This window comes from Citrobacter sp. RHB36-C18 (genome assembly GCF_013814485.1).
GTDB lineage: Bacteria > Pseudomonadota > Gammaproteobacteria > Enterobacterales > Enterobacteriaceae > Citrobacter > Citrobacter braakii.
This window is the reverse complement of record NZ_CP057125.1, coordinates 524,768-544,295: the sequence shown is the minus strand read 5'-3', so window position 1 is coordinate 544,295 and position 19,528 is coordinate 524,768. Positions and strand designations below refer to the sequence as shown.

The following is a 19,528-nucleotide window of genomic DNA, read 5'->3' as shown; positions in this document are numbered from 1 at the left end:
CAATGAAATATTCCTTAGGGCCGGTGCTGTGGTACTGGCCGAAAGAAACGCTGGAAGATTTTTATCAGCAGGCCGCCACCAGCCAGGCCGACGTTATCTATCTTGGCGAAGCGGTGTGCAGTAAACGCCGCGCTACCAAAGTAGGCGACTGGATCGATATGGCGAAATCTCTCGCTGGCAGCGGTAAACAGGTGGTGCTGTCAACGCTGGCGCTGGTGCAGGCCTCCTCTGAGCTGGGAGAGCTGAAGCGCTATGTCGAAAGCGGCGACTTCCTGCTGGAAGCCAGCGATCTCGGTGTGGTAAACATGTGCGCCGAGCGTAAGCTGCCGTTTGTCGCCGGGCATGCACTCAACTGCTACAACGCGGTAACCCTGCGTTTGCTGCTCAGGCAGGGCATGGTGCGCTGGTGTATGCCGGTAGAACTGTCCCGTGACTGGCTGGTCAATCTGCTCAACCAGTGTGAAGAGCTGGGTATTCGCAATCAGTTTGAAGTAGAGGTACTGAGCTACGGGCATCTGCCGCTGGCGTACTCTGCCCGCTGCTTTACCGCACGCTCTGAAGACCGTCCAAAAGACGAGTGTGAAACCTGCTGCATCAAATACCCGAATGGGCGCGATGTGCTGTCGCAGGAGAATCAGCAGGTCTTTGTCCTCAACGGCATCCAGACTATGAGCGGCTATGTTTACAACCTCGGCAACGAGCTGACGTCGATGCAAGGCCTGGTTGATATTGTGCGTCTGTCCCCTTCAGGCAACGACACGTTCGCCATGCTTGATGCCTTCCGCGCCAATGAAAATGGCACTGCCCCATTGCCGCTTGCTGCCCACAGCGACTGCAACGGCTACTGGAAACGGCTGGCAGGTCTTGAACTACAGCCGTGATTAATAGCTCACTTTGTTAACAACATTCGCTAATCTTTAATGCAGTATTAAAAGATTAACCGGTAACAAAGTGAGCCGTTATGACTGACAAAACTATTCCGTTCTCGGTGCTGGATCTGGCGCCGATCCCTGAAGGATCTTCGGCAAAAGAGGCCTTCACACACTCGCTTGATCTCGCTCGACTGGCCGAAAAGCGCGGCTACCACCGCTACTGGCTGGCAGAACATCACAACATGACCGGCATCGCCAGCGCGGCGACCTCTGTGCTGATTGGCTATCTGGCTGCCAATACCACCACGCTGCATCTTGGTTCTGGCGGCGTTATGCTGCCCAACCATTCGCCGCTGGTGATCGCCGAGCAGTTCGGTACCCTGAATACGCTGTATCCGGGGCGCATCGATCTCGGGCTTGGCCGCGCACCGGGTAGCGACCAGCCGACCATGCGCGCGCTGCGCCGCCATATGAGTGGTGATATCGATAACTTCCCGCGCGACGTAGCTGAACTGGTGGACTGGTTCGACGCCCGCGATCCAAATCCTCATGTACGCCCGGTTCCCGGCTACGGCGAGCAGATCCCGGTCTGGTTATTAGGCTCCAGCCTGTACAGCGCACAGCTTGCAGCCCAGCTCGGCCTGCCATTTGCCTTCGCCTCGCACTTTGCTCCGGATATGTTGCATCAGGCGCTGCATCTGTATCGCACCCAGTTCAAGCCCTCAGCGCGGCTGGCAAAGCCGCATGCGATGGTGTGCATCAACATCATTGCCGCCGACAGCAACCGCGATGCCGAATTTCTTTTCACCTCAATGCAGCAGGCGTTTGTGAAACTGCGTCGTGGCGAAACCGGCCAGCTACCGCCACCGGTAGAGAATATGCATCAGCTGTGGTCCGCTTCCGAGCAGTACGGCGTACAACAGGCTCTGAGCATGTCGCTGGTTGGTGATAAGGCGAAAGTGCGACACGGTCTCGACGCCATTTTGCGTGAAACCCAGGCCGATGAAATTATGGTTAACGGCCAGATTTTTGATCATCAAGCACGTCTACATTCGTTTGACCTGGCGATGCAGGTGAAAGAAGAGTTGGTGGGGTAATCGTTGTTTTGCCCGGTGGCATTTGGCTTACCGGGCCTACGAGATCGTATAGGCCGGATTAGGCGCAACCGCCATCCGGCACTAAAAGGTTACTGGTACACAGGCAACAAATTCACGCTCGACAGAATATGGATAACCGCGTTGCCGATACCGAATACCAGGATCAGCGCAATCATCGGCTTGCCGCCCCAGACACGGAATTTCGGGCTGCCAAAACGCTCGCGGGATTTACGGGCCAGCAGCGCCGGAACAATGGCGGCCCAGATGGTCGCGGCAAGCCCTGCATAGCCAATGGCGTACAGGAAACCGTTCGGCCACAGCAGGCCACCGACAATCGGCGGGACAAACGTCAGCAATGCCGTTTTAAAACGTCCCATTGCCGAGTCATCAAAGCCAAACAGATCCGCCAAATAGTCAAACAGACCGAGCGTGACCCCGAGGAATGAACTCGCCACCGCAAAGTTGGAGAACACCACCAGCAGCAGATCCAGACTGCGGCTGTTCAGCACGCCGCTCAGCGCCTGTACCAGCACATCAATGTTACCGCCCTGCTGCGCAATACCGATAAATTCCGGACGCGGGATGTTACCCATCGTCCCCAGCAACCATACGGTATACAGCACCAGCGCCAGCAGCGTGCCGTACACCAGGCACTTAACGATGGTCTTCGGATCTTTGCCGTAATACTTCATCAGGCTCGGGACGTTGCCGTGATAGCCGAATGAGGCCAGGCAGAACGGTAACGTCATCAGCAGGTACGGCGTATACGAAGCGTTGCTCTGCGCCACGTTAAACAGCGTCGTGGGCGTAACATGCCCCAGCAGACTGCCGAAGGTCAGGAAAAAAGTAATCACCTTCGCGCCCAGCACAATCGCCGTCATGCGGCTAACCGCTTTGGTGCTTAACCACACCACGAACGCCACCAGCAGCGCAAAACCAAGACCCGCCGCGCGCGCCGGAACGTTCAGCGACATCTCCGAGAAGGTGTGATGCAGGATCGAACCACTCGCCGAGATATACGCATAGGTAAGGATATAGAGAACGAAAGCAATCGAGATGCCGTTCACAACGTTCCAGCCTTTGCCCAGCAGATCTTTCGTGATGGTGTCAAAGCTGGAACCAATGCGGTAATTGAGGTTAGCTTCCAGGATCATCAGCCCGGAATGCAGCATGCAAAACCAGGTGAAGATCAGCGCCGCCATTGACCAGAAGAACCACGCCCCGGACATGACCACTGGCAGAGAAAACATCCCTGCGCCAATAATGGTGCCGCCGATGATCACCACGCCGCCAAGCAGCGAAGGTGACGTTTGGGTGGTGGTTAGTGTTGCCATTTAGCCATCTCTCCAGTCATTTATATTGTGACTACATTTCAATGTGCTGCACTGTACCAGTACACGAGTACAAATGAAATAAAAAAAGCCCCGATTGTTGAGATCGGGGCTGTATATTTTACTTTACGGTATTAAACCGTAATTTCGCATGGATTACGCATCACCACCGAAACGACGACGACCAGCGGAATCATCACGACGCGGAGCAGAAGAATCGTCACGACGCGGACCGCGGTTGCCTTCACGACGTTCGCCGCTGAAACGACGACCTTCGCTACGACCGCCTTCACGACGCTCACCGCTGAAACCACGACCTTCGCCACGACCGCCTTCACGACGCTCACCGCTGAAACGGCCACCGCCACGACGCTCACCACCGGTGTGCGGAACTGCATCGCCAACCAGCTGCATGTTCATCGGCTTGTTCAGGATGCGAGTACGGGTAAAGTGCTGCAGCACGTCGCCCGGCATACCTTTCGGCAGCTCGATGGTTGAGTGGGAAGCAAACAGCTTGATGTTACCGATGTAACGGCTGCTGATATCGCCTTCGTTAGCAATCGCACCAACGATATGACGGACTTCAACACCGTCATCACGGCCCACTTCAATGCGGTACAGCTGCATATCGCCAACGTCACGACGTTCACGACGCGGACGGTCTTCACCACCACGGTCATTACGGTCACCACGCGGGCCACGATCGTTGCGGTCACGCGGACCACGATCGTCACGGTCGCGGAATTCGCGTTTCGGACGCATCGGCGCATCTGGCGGCAGGATCAGCGGGCGTTCGCCCTGAGCCATTTTCAGCAGTGCGGCTGCCAGCGTTTCGATATCCAGTTCTTCTTCCGGCTGCATTTTCGCCAGCAGAGCACGGTACTGATCCAGATCGCTGCTTTCCAGCTGCTGCTGTACTTTAGCGGCGAATTTTTCCAGACGGCGTTTGCCCAGCAGGTCTGCGTTCGGCAGTTCTACTTCCGGAATAGTCAGCTTCATGGTGCGTTCGATGTTACGCAGCAGACGACGCTCACGGTTCTCAACGAACAGCAGCGCACGACCCGCACGGCCCGCACGACCGGTACGGCCGATACGGTGAACGTAAGATTCGGAATCCATCGGGATGTCGTAGTTAACAACCAGGCTGATACGCTCAACGTCCAGGCCACGGGCCGCAACGTCGGTAGCAATCAGAATATCCAGACGGCCATCTTTCAGACGCTCCAGAGTCTGCTCACGCAGGGACTGGTTCATGTCGCCGTTCAGTGCAGCGCTACTATAACCGCTACGCTCCAGCGCTTCTGCCACTTCCAGGGTCGCATTTTTGGTACGAACGAAGATAATCGCCGCATCAAAGTCTTCTGCTTCCAGGAAACGCACCAGCGCTTCATTTTTACGCATGCCCCAGACGGTCCAGTAGCTCTGGCTGATGTCAGGACGGGTAGTTACGCTGGACTGAATGCGTACTTCCTGCGGCTCTTTCATAAAGCGGCGGGTAATACGACGAATCGCTTCCGGCATAGTCGCGGAGAACAGAGCGGTCTGATGACCTTCCGGGATCTGCGCCATGATGGTTTCAACGTCTTCGATGAAGCCCATACGCAGCATTTCATCAGCTTCGTCCAGTACCAGACCGCTCAGTTTGGAGAGGTCCAGAGTACCGCGCTTCAGGTGATCCAGCAGACGGCCCGGCGTACCGACAACGATCTGTGGTCCCTGACGCAGGGCACGTAATTGCACGTCATAACGCTGGCCGCCGTACAGGGCAACCACGTTCACGCCGCGCATGTGTTTAGAAAAATCCGTCATGGCTTCTGCAACCTGAACCGCCAGTTCGCGGGTCGGTGCCAGCACCAGAATCTGAGGTGCCTTCAGCTCAGGATCAAGATTGTTGAGCAGCGGTAAAGAGAACGCTGCAGTTTTGCCGCTACCCGTCTGGGCCATACCCAGAACATCGCGGCCGCCCAGCAGATGCGGAATGCACTCTGCCTGGATTGGAGATGGTTTTTCGTAACCCAGATCGGTAAGGGCTTCAAGGATAGGAGCCTTCAGGCCCAGATCTGCAAAAGTGGTTTCGAATTCAGCCATGTAGTACGTGTGCCTCAAAATTAATGGCGGCCAGTCTACATAACTCATCATGAAATTGATCTGCAATTTTCATTGAAAAGTGTGAACCGGCTCAAAGTAGGTGTATTAACGAACAACAACGCCCTCACCCGTGAAGGTGATGGCAATCAAAAAAGATTACGGGCTGATGTGTACGTCAGCTATTGCTGGTCCGATTCTGCCAGGTCATCTTGGTCCTGGCCCAGGAGCGATAATTCCAACAATGCGTATCGGTGCTCAACAAAGTTATGAACGTTGTTAGCCACCGCCAGTTTGAACAATGCCGTAGCGTTGTCCAAATCCCCCAGACTTAGGTAGTACTTACCTAAATAGAAGTTGGTTTCACTGAGATGCTCAGCGAGCGAGGTGTTATCCGTTGCGTCCGCCTTTAGGCGTTCCATCAGCGTTGCTTCGCTAATGTTGCCCAGGTAGAACTCGACAATGTTCCATCCCCATTGCTCTTTATCCGATTTCTCAAAGCGTTGCTTTAACGCTTCTTTAGCCTGCTTCTCATCGAGCTTCTGCTCGGCGAGATAAAGCCACAGACTACGGAAAGGATCATTGGGATCGTCTTGATAAAACGCTAGCAGATCATCTTGCGCTAACTTGTCGCGACCGCCGTAATACAATGCGATACCGCGATTTAAGTGCGCGTAGTTGTAAGTTGGATCAAGCTCAAGTACAGAATCAAACGCTTCATAGGCAGCATCAAAATTGCCTGCCTGCGTTAAATATATACCTAAGTAATTGAATACTTCAGGCATATCTGGTCGGATTGCCAGCGCTTGTGAAAAATCATTTCGCGCCAGTGCCCTCAGACCGAGACTATCATACAACACTCCGCGCTCATATAAAAGCTGTGCGCGTTCGTCATCGGTTAAAGCCCGACTGGCAAGAATTTGTTCCATACGTGCCAGAATCACTTCCTGCTGCAAAGTCGGTTGCAATGGTACTGCGAGGACTTCACTCTTACGCCAGGCGGAATTACTGCATCCAGCCAGCGTGAGTGCTGTCGCAACGAAACACCAGCGCAAAAAAGGCTTCATTTCCCACTCCCGAAGACAACGATTGAATGAACGTCCAGGTTCCCCGGTTGCTAACAAGGCGTCCTGCCGGGTTAAAAGCCCTCCGCTTTCACGGAGGGCAATGGCAACCTTACTCGCCTTGGCTTGCCGGAGCTTCCGGTTCGCCTGCAGGCTGAGACTGCTCAGTTGCTTCTTTAATGCTCAGACGTACACGGCCCTGGCGATCAACTTCCAGAACTTTGACCGGTACTTCCTGGCCCATCTGCAGGTAATCGGTCACTTTCTCAACGCGTTTGTCAGCGATCTGAGAGATGTGTACCAGACCTTCTTTACCGCCACCAATGGCAACGAATGCGCCAAAGTCAACGATACGGGTCACTTTACCATTGTAGATACGGCCTACTTCGATCTCTGCGGTGATCTCTTCGATACGACGGATAGCATATTTCGCTTTCTCGCCGTCGGTCGCAGCAATCTTCACAGTACCATCATCTTCAATTTCAATGGTGGTGCCGGTTTCTTCGGTCAGAGCACGGATAACAGAACCGCCTTTACCGATAACGTCTTTGATCTTGTCCGGGCTGATCTTGATGGTGTGGATACGCGGGGCGAACTGAGAAATGTCACCACGCGGTGCGTTGATCGCTTGTTCCATCACACCCAGGATGTGCAGACGCGCACCTTTAGCCTGGTTCAGAGCAACCTGCATGATCTCTTTGGTGATACCTTCAATTTTGATATCCATCTGCAGTGCAGAGATACCGTCGCGGGAACCCGCCACTTTGAAGTCCATATCGCCCAGGTGGTCTTCGTCGCCCAGGATGTCAGACAGAACAACAAAGTTGTCGCCTTCTTTCACCAGACCCATCGCGATACCCGCAACGGCAGCTTTGATCGGCACGCCTGCGTCCATCAGCGCCAGAGAAGCACCACATACGGAAGCCATGGAAGAAGAACCGTTAGATTCGGTGATTTCAGAAACCACACGTACGGTGTACGGGAATTTATCCAGTTCCGGCATCACTGCCAGTACGCCACGCTTCGCCAGACGACCGTGACCAATCTCACGACGCTTCGGAGAACCGACCATACCGGTTTCACCTACGCAGTACGGAGGGAAGTTGTAGTGGAACAGGAAGTTGTCAGTACGCTCGCCCATCAGCTCGTCAAGGTTCTGCGCATCACGAGTGGTGCCCAGGGTCGCAGTAACCAGCGCCTGAGTTTCACCACGGGTGAACAGTGCGGAACCGTGGGTACGCGGCAGAACGCCAGTACGCACGTCCAGACCACGGATCATGTCTTTTTCACGACCATCGATGCGCGGCTCGCCTGCCAGTACGCGGCTGCGAACAACATTTTTCTCGATAGCGTGCAGGATTTCACCCAGTTCGTTAGCGTCCAGGGTTTCGTCTTCAGCCACCAGAGTTGCGATGGTTTCAGATTTGATCACGTCAACCTGAGCGTAACGCTCTTGTTTGTCGGTGATACGGTAAGCATCGCTCAGACGAGCTTCTGCCAGTGCTGCAACGCGTGCGTTCAGCGCTTCGTTGACGGCTTCTGGCTGCCAGTCCCAACGCGGTTTGCCAGCTTCTTTCGCCAGCTCGTTGATAGCCTGAATAACAACCTGCTGCTGTTCGTGGCCGAATACTACAGCGCCCAGCATCTGGTCTTCGCTCAGCAGTTCAGCTTCGGATTCAACCATCAGTACGGCAGCTTCAGTGCCAGCAACAACCAGGTCCAGCTTGCTTTCTTTCAGTTCGTCCTGAGTCGGGTTCAGTACGTACTGGTCATTGATGTAACCAACACGTGCAGCACCGATCGGGCCGTTGAATGGGATGCCAGACAGAGTCAGCGCAGCAGATGCACCAATCATTGCCACGATATCCGGGTTAACCTGCGGGTTAACGGAAACAACGGTCGCGATAACCTGAACTTCGTTAACGAAGCCTTCCGGGAACAGCGGGCGAACCGGGCGGTCAATCAGACGCGCGATCAGAGTTTCGCCTTCACTCGGACGGCCTTCACGACGGAAGAAGCTACCCGGGATACGGCCAGCAGCGTAGGTACGCTCCTGATAGTTAACGGTCAGTGGGAAAAAGTCCTGGCCTGGTTTCGCTTTTTTCTGGCCAACAACGGTAACGAATACCGCAGTGTCATCCATGCTAACCATAACAGCGGCAGTCGCCTGACGCGCCATCATGCCGGTTTCCAGCGTAACGGTATGCTGACCGTACTGGAATTTACGAACGATCGGATTAAGCAAATTAATATCCTTTCTCTATTTTTTGACGGCACATTTTTGCGCCATCGTTAATACCCGATCTTCTGCGCATCCTCGCGACTAATGACAACCCTAACCCATAAGCATGAGTAAAGCCTCTCATTAGCCGCGCGAACCTCTGCAACGGAAGATCATTCATAGCAACAATACATTAGTTTCCAGCGAATTGCTGCCATCTGCTGGAAAAAAGGGGCCATGAAGGCCCCCTCTTTCTGAAACTCGAAAGAATTAGCGACGCAGACCCAGACGCTCGATCAGCGCGGTGTAACGTGCAACATCTTTACGTTTCAGGTAGTCGAGCAGTTTACGACGCTGAGAAACCATGCGCAGCAGACCACGACGGCTGTGGTGATCTTTTTTGTGCTCTGCAAAGTGGCCCTGCAGGTGGTTAATCTGTGCAGTCAACAGAGCAACCTGAACATCGGTAGAACCGGTGTCGTTTGCATCACGACCAAACTCAGAAACGATTTTAGCGGTAGCTTCAGTACTTAGAGACATTTTAAAACTCCAAAGTGTTAAGAATGAAAGGATGCCGATCTCTAATTCAGCTATCCCAGTGTATACACGCCTTCTTCAAACTGACCCTGCGCTGGCTGTGTCCGCTCACCTCGGTCACTTACCTGAGTAAGCTCCTGAGGATCCTCAGACCTGCCGCCTTGATGCAGCTCGAATGATTTTGTGTACACGCCACGCAGATTGTTAAACAATTTACGCGACGTTAAGCGGCAGTATTCTACTCGCAGCGCCCTTTTATCGCAAGACAGAGAGCGCTATGCAGGATACTCAACCACCAGGCGACGAGGGGCGACACGACCTTCATCGTCCATCTCCCCCATGCCGATAAACTTGCCATCATCGCCTTCCGTCACGCGCACCAGCCCTTCCAGCGGCGCACCTGACGTCCGTACCGGGTTACCATTTTTAAAGTAAACCGACGATGTTAAAGGCAAATTAACAACAGGGTAGTCCGATGCAGGACTGTCCATTGGCATCAGCAAAGGATCAAGCAGTTGCGCCGCCGGAATGTTCTGCTGTTCGGCCTGTTCAACCAGCGCATGCAGATGTTCCAGCGTAACCATACGATCCACCGGATACTTGCTGACCGTCAGACGACGCAGATACGTTACGTGCGCGCCGCAGCCCAGCTTCTCACCGAGATCGTCAACGATGGTGCGAATATAAGTGCCTTTGGAGCAGTGAACTTCCAGCTCCAGCTCGTTACCTTCGTGGCGAATAAACAGCAGCTCATAGACGGTAATCGGGCGCGCTTCACGCGGCACTTCAATGCCCTGACGCGCATATTCGTACAGCTTTTTACCCTGGTACTTCAGTGCCGAATACATTGACGGAATCTGCTCGATATCGCCGCGGAAAGTCTCCAGCGCGCTCGCAAGCTGCTCTGCGCTGAAGGTTACCGGACGCTCCTGCACGATTTGCCCATCGGCATCGGAGGTGTCGGTACGCTGGCCCAGACGGGCAACCACACGATAGCGTTTGTCAGAATCCAGCAAATACTGGGAAAACTTAGTCGCTTCACCGAGGCAGATAGGCAGCATGCCTGTCGCCAGCGGATCCAGCGCGCCGGTATGTCCCGCGCGGTTGGCATTGTAGATGCGCTTTACTTTTTGCAGTACGTCATTGCTGGACATGCCCTGCGGCTTATCCAGCAGCAGAACACCGTGAATGTCGCGACCACGACGACGAGGACGACTCATCAGTCCTCCTTGCTGTCGTCCGCTGGGTTCACACGACGCTCATCGTCATGTTTCACCACGCTGGTCACCAAGTTGGACATGCGCATCCCTTCAACTAACGAATTGTCGTAGAAGAAGGTCAGCTCAGGCACGATACGCAGACGCATTGCTTTACCCAGCAAAGAGCGGATAAAACCAGAGGCTTCCTGCAGTGCCTTAATGCCGTTTTTCACGGCAGCTTCGTCCTGATCGTTGAGGAAAGTCACGAACACTTTAGCGTATGCCAGGTCTCGGGACATCTCAACACCCGATACGGTGGTCATCATACCAACACGCGGGTCTTTGATTTCGCGTTGCAGGATGAGTGCGATTTCTTTCTGCATCTCCTGCGCGACACGCTGTGGGCGACCAAATTCTTTCGCCATAATAAATTCTCCAGAATAAAGACAAAAAAGGGGCCATAAGCCCCTTTTTAAATTTCTTGCCGGGTGGCGCTTCGCTTCCCCAGCCTACACTTAATCATCTTCTAAGGATTTTGGGTTGCAGCAAGGCGGCAAACTCGTAAATCCCCGGGAGCATAGATAACTATGTGACCGGGGTGAGCGAGCGCAGCCAACGCAGTTGCGGCCCAAAAGACGACGAAGATTATGCGATGGTACGTTTGATCTCGATAATCTCGAACACTTCGATCATATCGCCAACGCGAACGTCGTTGTAGTTCTTAACGCCGATACCACATTCCATGCCGTTACGGACTTCGTTGACGTCATCTTTGAAGCGGCGCAGGGATTCCAGCTCGCCTTCATAGATAACCACGTTGTCGCGCAGTACGCGGATTGGGTTGTGACGTTTAATCGTGCCTTCGGTAACCATACAGCCTGCGATAGCGCCGAATTTCGGTGATTTGAACACATCACGAACTTCAGCCAGACCAATGATCTGCTGTTTCAGTTCCGGAGACAGCATGCCGCTCATCGCTGCTTTCACTTCGTCGATCAGATGATAGATGACGGAGTAGTAACGCAGATCCAGGCTTTCTGATTCGATAACTTTACGTGCAGAGGCATCAGCACGGACGTTGAAGCCAACCAGAATCGCGTTGGATGCCGCAGCCAGGGTCGCGTCGGTTTCGGTGATACCACCTACGCCAGAACCGATAATCTTCACTTTTACTTCGTCGGTAGACAGTTTCAGTAAAGAGTCGGAAATCGCTTCTACAGAACCCTGAACATCGGCCTTCAGAACGATGTTCACTTCGTGAACTTCGCCTTCGGTCATGTTGGCGAACATGTTCTCCAGTTTAGATTTCTGCTGACGAGCCAGTTTAACTTCACGGAATTTGCCCTGACGGTACAGTGCAACTTCACGGGCTTTCTTCTCGTCACGAACAACGGTAACTTCGTCACCCGCAGCCGGAACACCGGACAGACCCAGGATTTCCACCGGAATGGACGGACCCGCTTCCAGGACTTCCTGACCCAGTTCGTTACGCATCGCGCGAACGCGGCCGTATTCGAAACCACACAGTACGATGTCGCCTTTGTTCAGCGTACCTTCACGTACCAGCACGGTAGCAACCGGACCACGACCTTTATCCAGGAAGGATTCGATAACCGCACCGCTCGCCATACCTTTACGCACAGCTTTCAGTTCCAGTACTTCGGCCTGCAGCAGGATAGCATCCAGCAGTTCGTCGATACCGGTACCCGCTTTCGCAGAAACGTGGACGAACTGGCTCTCGCCGCCCCAATCTTCCGGCATGATGCCGTACTGGGACAGTTCGTTTTTAACGCGATCTGGATCCGCTTCTGGTTTATCGATTTTGTTGACTGCAACCACTACCGGCACACCTGCCGCTTTCGCGTGCTGGATAGCTTCGATAGTCTGCGGCATCACGCCGTCATCTGCTGCAACAACCAGAACAACGATATCCGTTGCCTGAGCACCACGAGCACGCATGGAGGTAAACGCGGCGTGACCCGGGGTATCCAGGAAGGTGATCATACCGTTGTCAGTTTCAACATGGTACGCACCGATGTGCTGAGTAATGCCGCCCGCTTCGCCAGAGGCAACTTTCGTGGAGCGAATGTAGTCCAGCAGAGACGTTTTACCGTGGTCAACGTGACCCATGATGGTCACTACCGGTGCGCGCGGTTCTGCCGCAGCGCCGGTGTCACGGTCGCTCATTACTGCTTCTTCCAGCTCGTTTTCACGACGCAGGATAACTTTGTGGCCCATCTCTTCGGCAACCAGCTGTGCGGTTTCCTGGTCGATGACCTGGTTAATGGTCGCCATTGCGCCCAGCTTCATCATCGCTTTGATGACCTGAGAACCTTTGACTGCCATCTTGTTCGCCAGATCGCCAACGGTGATGGTTTCGCCGATCACAACGTCACGGTTAACGGCCTGAGCCGGCTTCTGGAAGCCCTGCTGCAGAGCGGAACCTTTACGCTGCTTACCGCCTTTACCGCCGCGAACCGCTGCACGCGCTTCTTCACGGTCAGCTTTAGATTCAGCGTGTTTGTTACCTTTCTTCGCCGGACGCGCTGCTTTCGTGCTGCGAGTACGACCACGACCGCCTTCTACTTCACGATCGTTCTCGTCTTCTGCCTGGCGAGCATGCTGAGAGGTGGTGACGTGATAATCGCTGGTATCTTCAACAGGTTCAGCGTTATTCACACCATTCTTCTCGTTTTCTTCCGCCATACGGCGAGCTTCTTCCGCTACGCGGCGCGCTTCTTCTTCAAGCTTGCGACGTGCTTCTTCTTCCGCTTTACGCTTCAGTTCTGCGGCTTCATTTTCACGGCGGGCTTTTTCGGCCTGGGCGGTTTTAGTCATATCGTCGGTCTGTTGATTGCTCACTTTGTCTTTTTCCGCAGCTTCACGTTTCGCTTTATCAGCGGCTTCACGCTTAGCTTGTTCTGCGGCCTCACGTTCGGCTTTTTGTTGCGCCTCGCGTTTGGCAGCTTCTTCTGCCTCACGACGGGCTTGCTCTTCCGCTTCACGCTGCGCCTGCTCTTCCGCGGCAAGGCGTTCAGCCTCTTGCGGATCGCGTTTCACAAAGGTGCGTGTCTTGCGGACTTCGATTTGTACCGATTTGCTTTTTCCACCGGTACCTGGAATATTGAGAGTACTGCGCGTTTTACGCTGCAATGTCAACTTATCGGGCGCTGAGCCGTTTTCACGGTTCAGATGCGCCAGTAAGGTTTGTTTCTCTTGTGCGGACACAGAGTCGTCAGCAGACTTCGGGATACCTGCATCAGCAAATTGCTGTACCAGGCGATCCACGGAGGTCTGTATCTCTGCAGCCAGCGTTTTTACGGTTACATCTGTCATACTGTTCCTTCCTGCTACAGTTTATTACGCTTCGTCGCCGAACCAGCAAATATTACGGGCAGCCATAATCAGCTCACCGGCTTTTTCGTCGGTCAACCCTTCGATATCAGCCAGATCATCAATGCCCTGTTCAGCGAGATCTTCCAGCGTACAAACACCACGGGCAGCCAGTTTGAAGGCCATCTCACGATCCAATCCTTCCAGATTCAGCAGATCGTCAGCCGGTTTGTTATCACCGAGACTTTCTTCCTGGGCCAGTGCCAGAGTGGTCAGTGCGTTTTTAGCACGCTCGCGCAGCGCTTCAACGGTCTGTTCATCCAGGCCGTCAATTTCCAGCAGCTCTTTCATTGGCACGTAGGCCAGTTCTTCCAGCGTCGCAAAACCTTCTTCCACCAGAACTGTCGCGAAATCTTCATCGATATCGAGATATTTGGTGAAGGTATCAATGGCTGCATGTGCTTCAGCCTGATGCTTCGCCTGCAGGTCATCAACGGTCATCACGTTGAGTTCCCAACCGCTCAGTTGTGAAGCCAGGCGGACGTTCTGACCATTACGTCCAATCGCCTGAGCCAGGTTACCGGCTTCAACCGCGATATCCATGGTGTGTTTGTCTTCATCCACCACGATAGAAGCGACGTCTGCTGGCGCCATTGCGTTAATCACGAACTGCGCCGGGTTATCATCCCACAGGACGATATCGATACGCTCGCCGCCCAGTTCAGTAGAAACCGCCTGAACGCGCGCACCGCGCATACCCACACAGGCGCCGACCGGATCAATACGCTTGTCGTTGGTCTTAACGGCGATTTTCGCACGTGAACCCGGATCGCGAGCAGCCGCTTTAATTTCGATCACTTCTTCGCCAATTTCCGGCACTTCAATGCGGAACAGCTCTATCAGCATTTCCGGTTTGGAACGGGTTACGAACAGCTGGGCACCGCGCGCTTCCGGGCGTACAGAGTAAAGAACGCCACGGATACGGTCGCCTGGGCGGAAGTTTTCACGCGGCAGCATGTCTTCACGCAGGATCACGGCTTCAGCATTGCTGCCCAGATCCAGAGAAATGTTGTCGCGGTTAACTTTCTTCACCACACCGGTGACGATTTCGCCTTCGTGTTCGCGGAACTGATCGACAACCATTGCGCGTTCGGCTTCACGTACTTTCTGTACGATAACCTGTTTCGCGGTCTGGGTGGTGATACGGTCAAAGGTGACAGATTCAATCTGATCTTCAACATATTCGCCCACGTTCAGGCTTTCGTCTTCGAAGCGTGCCGCTTCCAGCGTAATTTCTTTGGTCGGCTGAGTAACTTCTTCTACGATTACCCAACGACGGAAGGTATCGAAATCACCGCTTTTACGATCGATTTCTACGCGAACGTCGATCTCTTGCTCATATTTTTTCTTTGTTGCTGTAGCCAGCGCACTTTCCAGCGCTTCAAAAATTTTCTCGCGTGGCAGCGCTTTTTCGTTGGATACGGCTTCAACAACAGCCAAAATTTCTTTGTTCATCGCGGGCTTTTCACCTCAATCCAGACTGTTAAAAGTGGGGAACCAGGTTCGCCTTCTGGATATTACTCAGCGCGAACACTTCATCTTTACCTTCGACTGTGACCGTGATCATCTCACCATCCACCGCTTTGATAACGCCCTGCCATTTACGACGGTTTTGTACCGCCATACGAAGAACCAGCGTCACTTCTTCACCCAGGAAACGCACGTAGTGTTCAGCTGTGAACAGAGGACGGTCGAGACCCGGAGAGGAGACTTCCAGGTTGTAGGCAACGGTGATTGGGTCTTCGACATCCATCACGGCGCTTACCTGATGGCTCACATCAGCACAATCATCAACATTGATGCCATCTTCACTATCAATATAGATGCGCAGTGTGGATGTGCGACCACGAATAAATTCGATGCCGACCAACTCGTAGCCCAGGGCTTCAACTGGCGCTGTAATCATCTCTGTTAATTTTTGCTCTAATGTGGACAAGCCCACCCCCAAGACATAAAAAAAGGGCCTAAAGCCCAGTTATTCTGTAGTCAGATAACAAAAAACCCCGATAAATCGGGGCTTTATATAACTGAACCCTATAACCGCACCTGCGGTTCGGAAAACCTTCCGAAAGAATTTTTTTCAAATCCAGCTACGAAGGCCTAAGTCTTCACAGTATATTTGAAAAAGAACTCTAAGGGAAAGTGGTTGCGGGGGCCGGATTTGAACCGACGACCTTCGGGTTATGAGCCCGACGAGCTACCAGGCTGCTCCACCCCGCGCCTGAAACGTGGCAAATTTTACTCGTTTTGGGTAAAAAATGCAAATACTGCTGGGATTTGGTACCGAGGACGGGACGTAAAATCTGCGCACAGTATATTGATTCACTATGCGGTATGTCAACCTTGTTACGACTATGCAAATCAATGAATGCTGCCCAGCGAATATTCGACCAGATAAATGTGTCACCCGCACCGATATTTAACGAAATTATCACTAAACTCTTCCTGTCATCCAGAAAAGATGATTAAATGAAAACTCACTTATTTTGCATAAAAATGCAATTAGTATAATAAGCCGACCTCTTCACCAGTCTATCAAGCAGGGTTTTATTTTATGACGACGATTCTCAAGCATCTCCCGGTAGGTCAACGTATTGGTATCGCTTTTTCCGGCGGCCTGGACACCAGTGCAGCACTGCTGTGGATGCGACAAAAAGGGGCTGTCCCATATGCATATACTGCGAATTTGGGCCAGCCGGATGAGGATGACTATGACGCCATTCCTCGCCGTGCAATGGAATATGGTGCTGAGAATGCTCGCCTGGTAGATTGCCGTAAGCAGCTGGTTGCCGAAGGGATCGCTGCGATTCAGTGCGGTGCATTCCACAACACCACCGGCGGACTGACCTATTTCAATACCACTCCGCTGGGCCGTGCTGTCACTGGCACCATGCTGGTTGCGGCCATGAAAGAAGATGGCGTTAATATCTGGGGTGACGGTAGCACCTATAAAGGTAACGATATTGAACGCTTCTATCGTTACGGTCTGCTGACCAACGCCGAACTGCAGATTTACAAACCATGGCTGGATACCGATTTTATCGATGAACTCGGCGGTCGCCATGAGATGTCCGAATTTATGATTGCCTGTGGTTTCGACTACAAGATGTCCGTTGAGAAAGCGTACTCCACGGACTCCAATATACTCGGGGCGACCCACGAAGCAAAAGACCTCGAGTTTCTGAACTCCAGCGTCAAAATCGTCAACCCGATTATGGGCGTGAAATTCTGGGATGAGAGCGTGAAGATCCCGGCAGAAGAAGTCACCGTGCGTTTTGAGCAGGGTCATCCGGTAGCGCTGAACGGTAAAACCTTCAGCGACGACGTTGAGATGATGCTGGAAGCCAACCGCATCGGCGGTCGTCACGGTCTGGGTATGAGCGATCAGATTGAAAACAGGATCATTGAAGCGAAAAGCCGGGGCATCTACGAAGCTCCGGGGATGGCATTGCTGCACATCGCCTACGAGCGTCTGCTGACCGGGATTCACAACGAAGACACCATCGAGCAGTATCACGCGCACGGTCGCCAGCTTGGTCGTCTGTTGTATCAGGGCCGCTGGTTTGACTCTCAGGCGCTGATGCTGCGTGACGGTCTGCAGCGTTGGGTTGCCAGCCAGATTACGGGTGAAGTGACGCTGGAACTGCGTCGCGGTAATGATTACTCCATCCTCAACACCGTGTCTGACAATCTGACTTACAAACCAGAACGTCTGACGATGGAAAAAGGCGACTCAGTATTCTCTCCGGATGATCGTATCGGTCAGTTGACCATGCGTAATCTGGATATCACTGATACCCGCGAGAAGCTGTTCGGTTATGCGCAGTCTGGCCTGCTGACCGCCTCTTCCACAACCGGCCTGCCGCAGGTTGAGAATCTGGAAAACAAGGCGAAGTAAATATTCATCATCTTCAGGCCGCGAAAGCGGCCTTTTTTATGCGCAGAAAATAGGGATGTTCTGTTACCCTGAGGCCTGATAAGCTTGGCATCATCAGGTATTGTAATAGTCGGATGGCGTCCTAAATGTCTTATCCGACCTACAGAACTACCACAAATAACAGACGAAAAAAAAGACGCTTTGCAGCGTCTTTTTTTTGGAATTTGGTACCGAGGATGGGACTCGAACCCACAAGCCCGTTAGGGCACTACCACCTCAAGGTAGCGTGTCTACCAATTCCACCACCTCGGTACAGAATACTTAGCGTGGGATATCGCTGGTCGGCTGAGCCGGAGCAGCTGGCTGAGTTTGCTCGGTTTTCGCCGGTGCACTCAGATTTTCCCACTCACTTCCTTTATTGGTCTTATTGCTGTTCATGTTACCCAGCACCAGACTGATGATGAAGAACAAGGTTCCCAATACAGCTGTCATGCGGGTCATGAAGTTACCAGAACCACTTGAACCAAACAGAGTACCAGAAGCGCCTGCGCCAAAAGAGGCTCCCATATCAGCGCCTTTGCCTTGCTGCAGCATGATCAAGCCTACCAGGCCAATTGCCACAATAAGGAAAACTACTAAAAGAGCTTCGTGCATAATCAACCTGTTCCTTGCGGAGTTGCCGCGTACAATGCTTCGACCATTAAAGCGGGAATGTTTACTGTTTCCCACTGAAGCGGGTGTGAATACTAACCAAAGCGAATAACCTTCGCAAGGGCAATTTGTTGGCATTGTATCAACTGCGGAAAAAATCGCCATATCAATCAAAAACGCAGCAACTTCTCCCAGCATCTCTGCATGACGGCGCGTTGATCCTCAAGATTCGCCCATACCACAACGGGGATTTCACAAATCAGGTCAGCGTTTTCTGGCCAGCAGTGAATAATTTGCTGGTTCACCAACTCTTCCGCCACCATCGATTCGGGTAACCATGCCATTCCCATATGCCGCAGCACCATTTCTCGTATCGTTTCGCTTAAACCACTCTCAAACACTTTTTTCAGACGTGGGCGGACGCGTTGTTCAGCTGGCTCAATAATGCGTCTGACAAAGGTGTAGTCGCTATAGCATAGCCATGGGATCGGCGCATGCGGATCGTTAAGCGCATTAGCCAACTGCGCAGAAATAACCGGTATAAATCGCTCATACCGCCATAGTGAACGTTTTAACCCTCCGGCAATCTCCAGCCCCGGCTGCGAAGATGGTAAATCGTAGGTCACCAGCAGATCGATTTGCCTATCTATCAAGGCGTTAAAATGGTTGTCTATCCCCTGAATACTGGCATTAACAGTAAAATTTAACTGCGGTTCACTCTGTCGCAGATAGTTGATCATATCCGGCAGGATATTCACCGACAGCGTATGCAGGCTAACCATCACCAGCGTATTGTCCGTTGCTGGCGTCATCGCCGATAGCTCGTGGCGCGCCTCTGTTAGTGTACTGAGGACGTGCCGGGCATAGGGTTCAAAGCGTTCACCATAGCGTGTCAGCGTAACGGGGGTCGTGGTCCTGTCAAACAACGGCACCCCTAACACCTCTTCCAGCGCCTTTATACGCCGACTGAGTGCGGGTTGAGTAATATGCCGCTGCGCCGCGGCCTGAGAGTAGTTCCCATGCTGACTCAATGCCAGAAAATCTTCCAGCCACTTACAATCCACGTTGAACTCTCCACCATGCCATAACCGCATCCTCCAATACCAAATCGGTAATAGTCATAGTTATAGTAATGGCTTTATGGTGGGCATCATAACAACAATATTCCTTTTCACCTGCCGACTCTCACCCACGACGTTTG

At 53.0% G+C, this 19,528-nt stretch carries 16 protein-coding genes and 2 tRNA genes; 3 read left to right on the top strand and 15 right to left on the bottom strand.

The window, feature by feature from the left end; genetic code table 11:
• Positions 1 to 2: 2 nt before the first annotated feature.
• A complete protein-coding gene (locus tag HVZ52_RS02645) occupies positions 3 to 881 on the top strand; it encodes a U32 family peptidase (protein ID WP_181598825.1) in 879 nt (292 codons plus the stop codon).
• Positions 882 to 961: 80 nt separating this feature from the next.
• On the top strand, positions 962 to 1,969 hold the full coding sequence (locus tag HVZ52_RS02640; RefSeq protein ID WP_181598824.1) for a luciferase-like monooxygenase: 1,008 nt from the start codon (positions 962 to 964) through the stop codon (positions 1,967 to 1,969).
• Between the two features lie 89 nt (positions 1,970 to 2,058).
• Here the strand turns inward: HVZ52_RS02640 and mtr are convergent, their stop codons facing one another.
• From mtr to HVZ52_RS02580, 12 genes are all read right to left on the bottom strand, one after another.
• A complete protein-coding gene (gene mtr / locus HVZ52_RS02635) occupies positions 2,059 to 3,303 on the bottom strand; it encodes a tryptophan permease (RefSeq protein WP_016154664.1) in 1,245 nt (414 codons plus the stop codon).
• A 153-nt stretch (positions 3,304 to 3,456) separates the two neighbouring features.
• Positions 3,457 to 5,388 (bottom strand): DEAD/DEAH family ATP-dependent RNA helicase, encoded by a 1,932-nt coding sequence (locus HVZ52_RS02630; protein ID WP_016157565.1) that lies wholly within the window; start codon positions 5,386 to 5,388, stop codon positions 3,457 to 3,459.
• Positions 5,381 to 5,461, bottom strand: a complete 81-nt coding sequence (gene yrbN / locus HVZ52_RS02625; RefSeq protein ID WP_010723222.1) for a protein YrbN — start codon at positions 5,459 to 5,461, stop codon at positions 5,381 to 5,383. Before yrbN ends, HVZ52_RS02630 begins: the two co-directional genes overlap by 8 nt.
• A gap of 106 nt (positions 5,462 to 5,567) precedes the next feature.
• Positions 5,568 to 6,452, bottom strand: a complete 885-nt coding sequence (gene nlpI / locus HVZ52_RS02620; protein WP_003024982.1) for a lipoprotein NlpI — start codon at positions 6,450 to 6,452, stop codon at positions 5,568 to 5,570.
• Positions 6,453 to 6,561: 109 nt separating this feature from the next.
• Positions 6,562 to 8,694 (bottom strand): polyribonucleotide nucleotidyltransferase, encoded by a 2,133-nt coding sequence (gene pnp, locus HVZ52_RS02615; RefSeq protein WP_008785911.1) that lies wholly within the window; start codon positions 8,692 to 8,694, stop codon positions 6,562 to 6,564.
• 246 nt (positions 8,695 to 8,940) lie between these two features.
• Positions 8,941 to 9,210: a 30S ribosomal protein S15 gene (rpsO, locus tag HVZ52_RS02610; protein WP_000059465.1), complete on the bottom strand. Its 270-nt coding sequence runs from the start codon at positions 9,208 to 9,210 to the stop codon at positions 8,941 to 8,943.
• A gap of 272 nt (positions 9,211 to 9,482) precedes the next feature.
• The gene (gene truB, locus HVZ52_RS02605) at positions 9,483 to 10,427 is read right to left on the bottom strand and encodes a tRNA pseudouridine(55) synthase TruB (RefSeq protein WP_016157566.1); all 945 of its coding nucleotides are present in this window, start codon (positions 10,425 to 10,427) and stop codon (positions 9,483 to 9,485) included.
• The gene (rbfA, locus tag HVZ52_RS02600) at positions 10,427 to 10,831 is read right to left on the bottom strand and encodes a 30S ribosome-binding factor RbfA (protein ID WP_003024988.1); all 405 of its coding nucleotides are present in this window, start codon (positions 10,829 to 10,831) and stop codon (positions 10,427 to 10,429) included. The genes truB and rbfA overlap by 1 nt, the downstream gene beginning before the upstream one ends.
• A gap of 220 nt (positions 10,832 to 11,051) precedes the next feature.
• On the bottom strand, positions 11,052 to 13,742 hold the full coding sequence (gene infB, locus HVZ52_RS02595) for a translation initiation factor IF-2 (RefSeq protein ID WP_016154667.1): 2,691 nt from the start codon (positions 13,740 to 13,742) through the stop codon (positions 11,052 to 11,054).
• Positions 13,743 to 13,766: 24 nt separating this feature from the next.
• The gene (gene nusA, locus HVZ52_RS02590) at positions 13,767 to 15,254 is read right to left on the bottom strand and encodes a transcription termination factor NusA (protein WP_003024992.1); all 1,488 of its coding nucleotides are present in this window, start codon (positions 15,252 to 15,254) and stop codon (positions 13,767 to 13,769) included.
• 28 nt (positions 15,255 to 15,282) lie between these two features.
• Positions 15,283 to 15,735, bottom strand: a complete 453-nt coding sequence (gene rimP, locus HVZ52_RS02585) for a ribosome maturation factor RimP (RefSeq protein WP_003024996.1) — start codon at positions 15,733 to 15,735, stop codon at positions 15,283 to 15,285.
• A gap of 207 nt (positions 15,736 to 15,942) precedes the next feature.
• Positions 15,943 to 16,019: transfer RNA gene (locus HVZ52_RS02580), tRNA-Met, on the bottom strand.
• A gap of 334 nt (positions 16,020 to 16,353) precedes the next feature.
• On the opposite strand from HVZ52_RS02580, the gene argG reads away from it, so the two are divergent.
• Entirely contained in the window at positions 16,354 to 17,697 is a 1,344-nt protein-coding gene (argG, locus tag HVZ52_RS02575; RefSeq protein WP_181598823.1) for an argininosuccinate synthase, read from the top strand.
• A 204-nt stretch (positions 17,698 to 17,901) separates the two neighbouring features.
• Here argG and HVZ52_RS02570 read toward each other — a convergent pair.
• From HVZ52_RS02570 to HVZ52_RS02560, 3 genes are all read right to left on the bottom strand, one after another.
• Positions 17,902 to 17,988: transfer RNA gene (locus HVZ52_RS02570), tRNA-Leu, on the bottom strand.
• Positions 17,989 to 17,997: 9 nt separating this feature from the next.
• Entirely contained in the window at positions 17,998 to 18,330 is a 333-nt protein-coding gene (secG, locus tag HVZ52_RS02565; RefSeq protein WP_003025000.1) for a preprotein translocase subunit SecG, read from the bottom strand.
• A 167-nt stretch (positions 18,331 to 18,497) separates the two neighbouring features.
• Positions 18,498 to 19,391 (bottom strand): LysR family transcriptional regulator, encoded by an 894-nt coding sequence (locus HVZ52_RS02560; RefSeq protein ID WP_181546457.1) that lies wholly within the window; start codon positions 19,389 to 19,391, stop codon positions 18,498 to 18,500.
• Positions 19,392 to 19,528 lie beyond the last annotated feature (137 nt).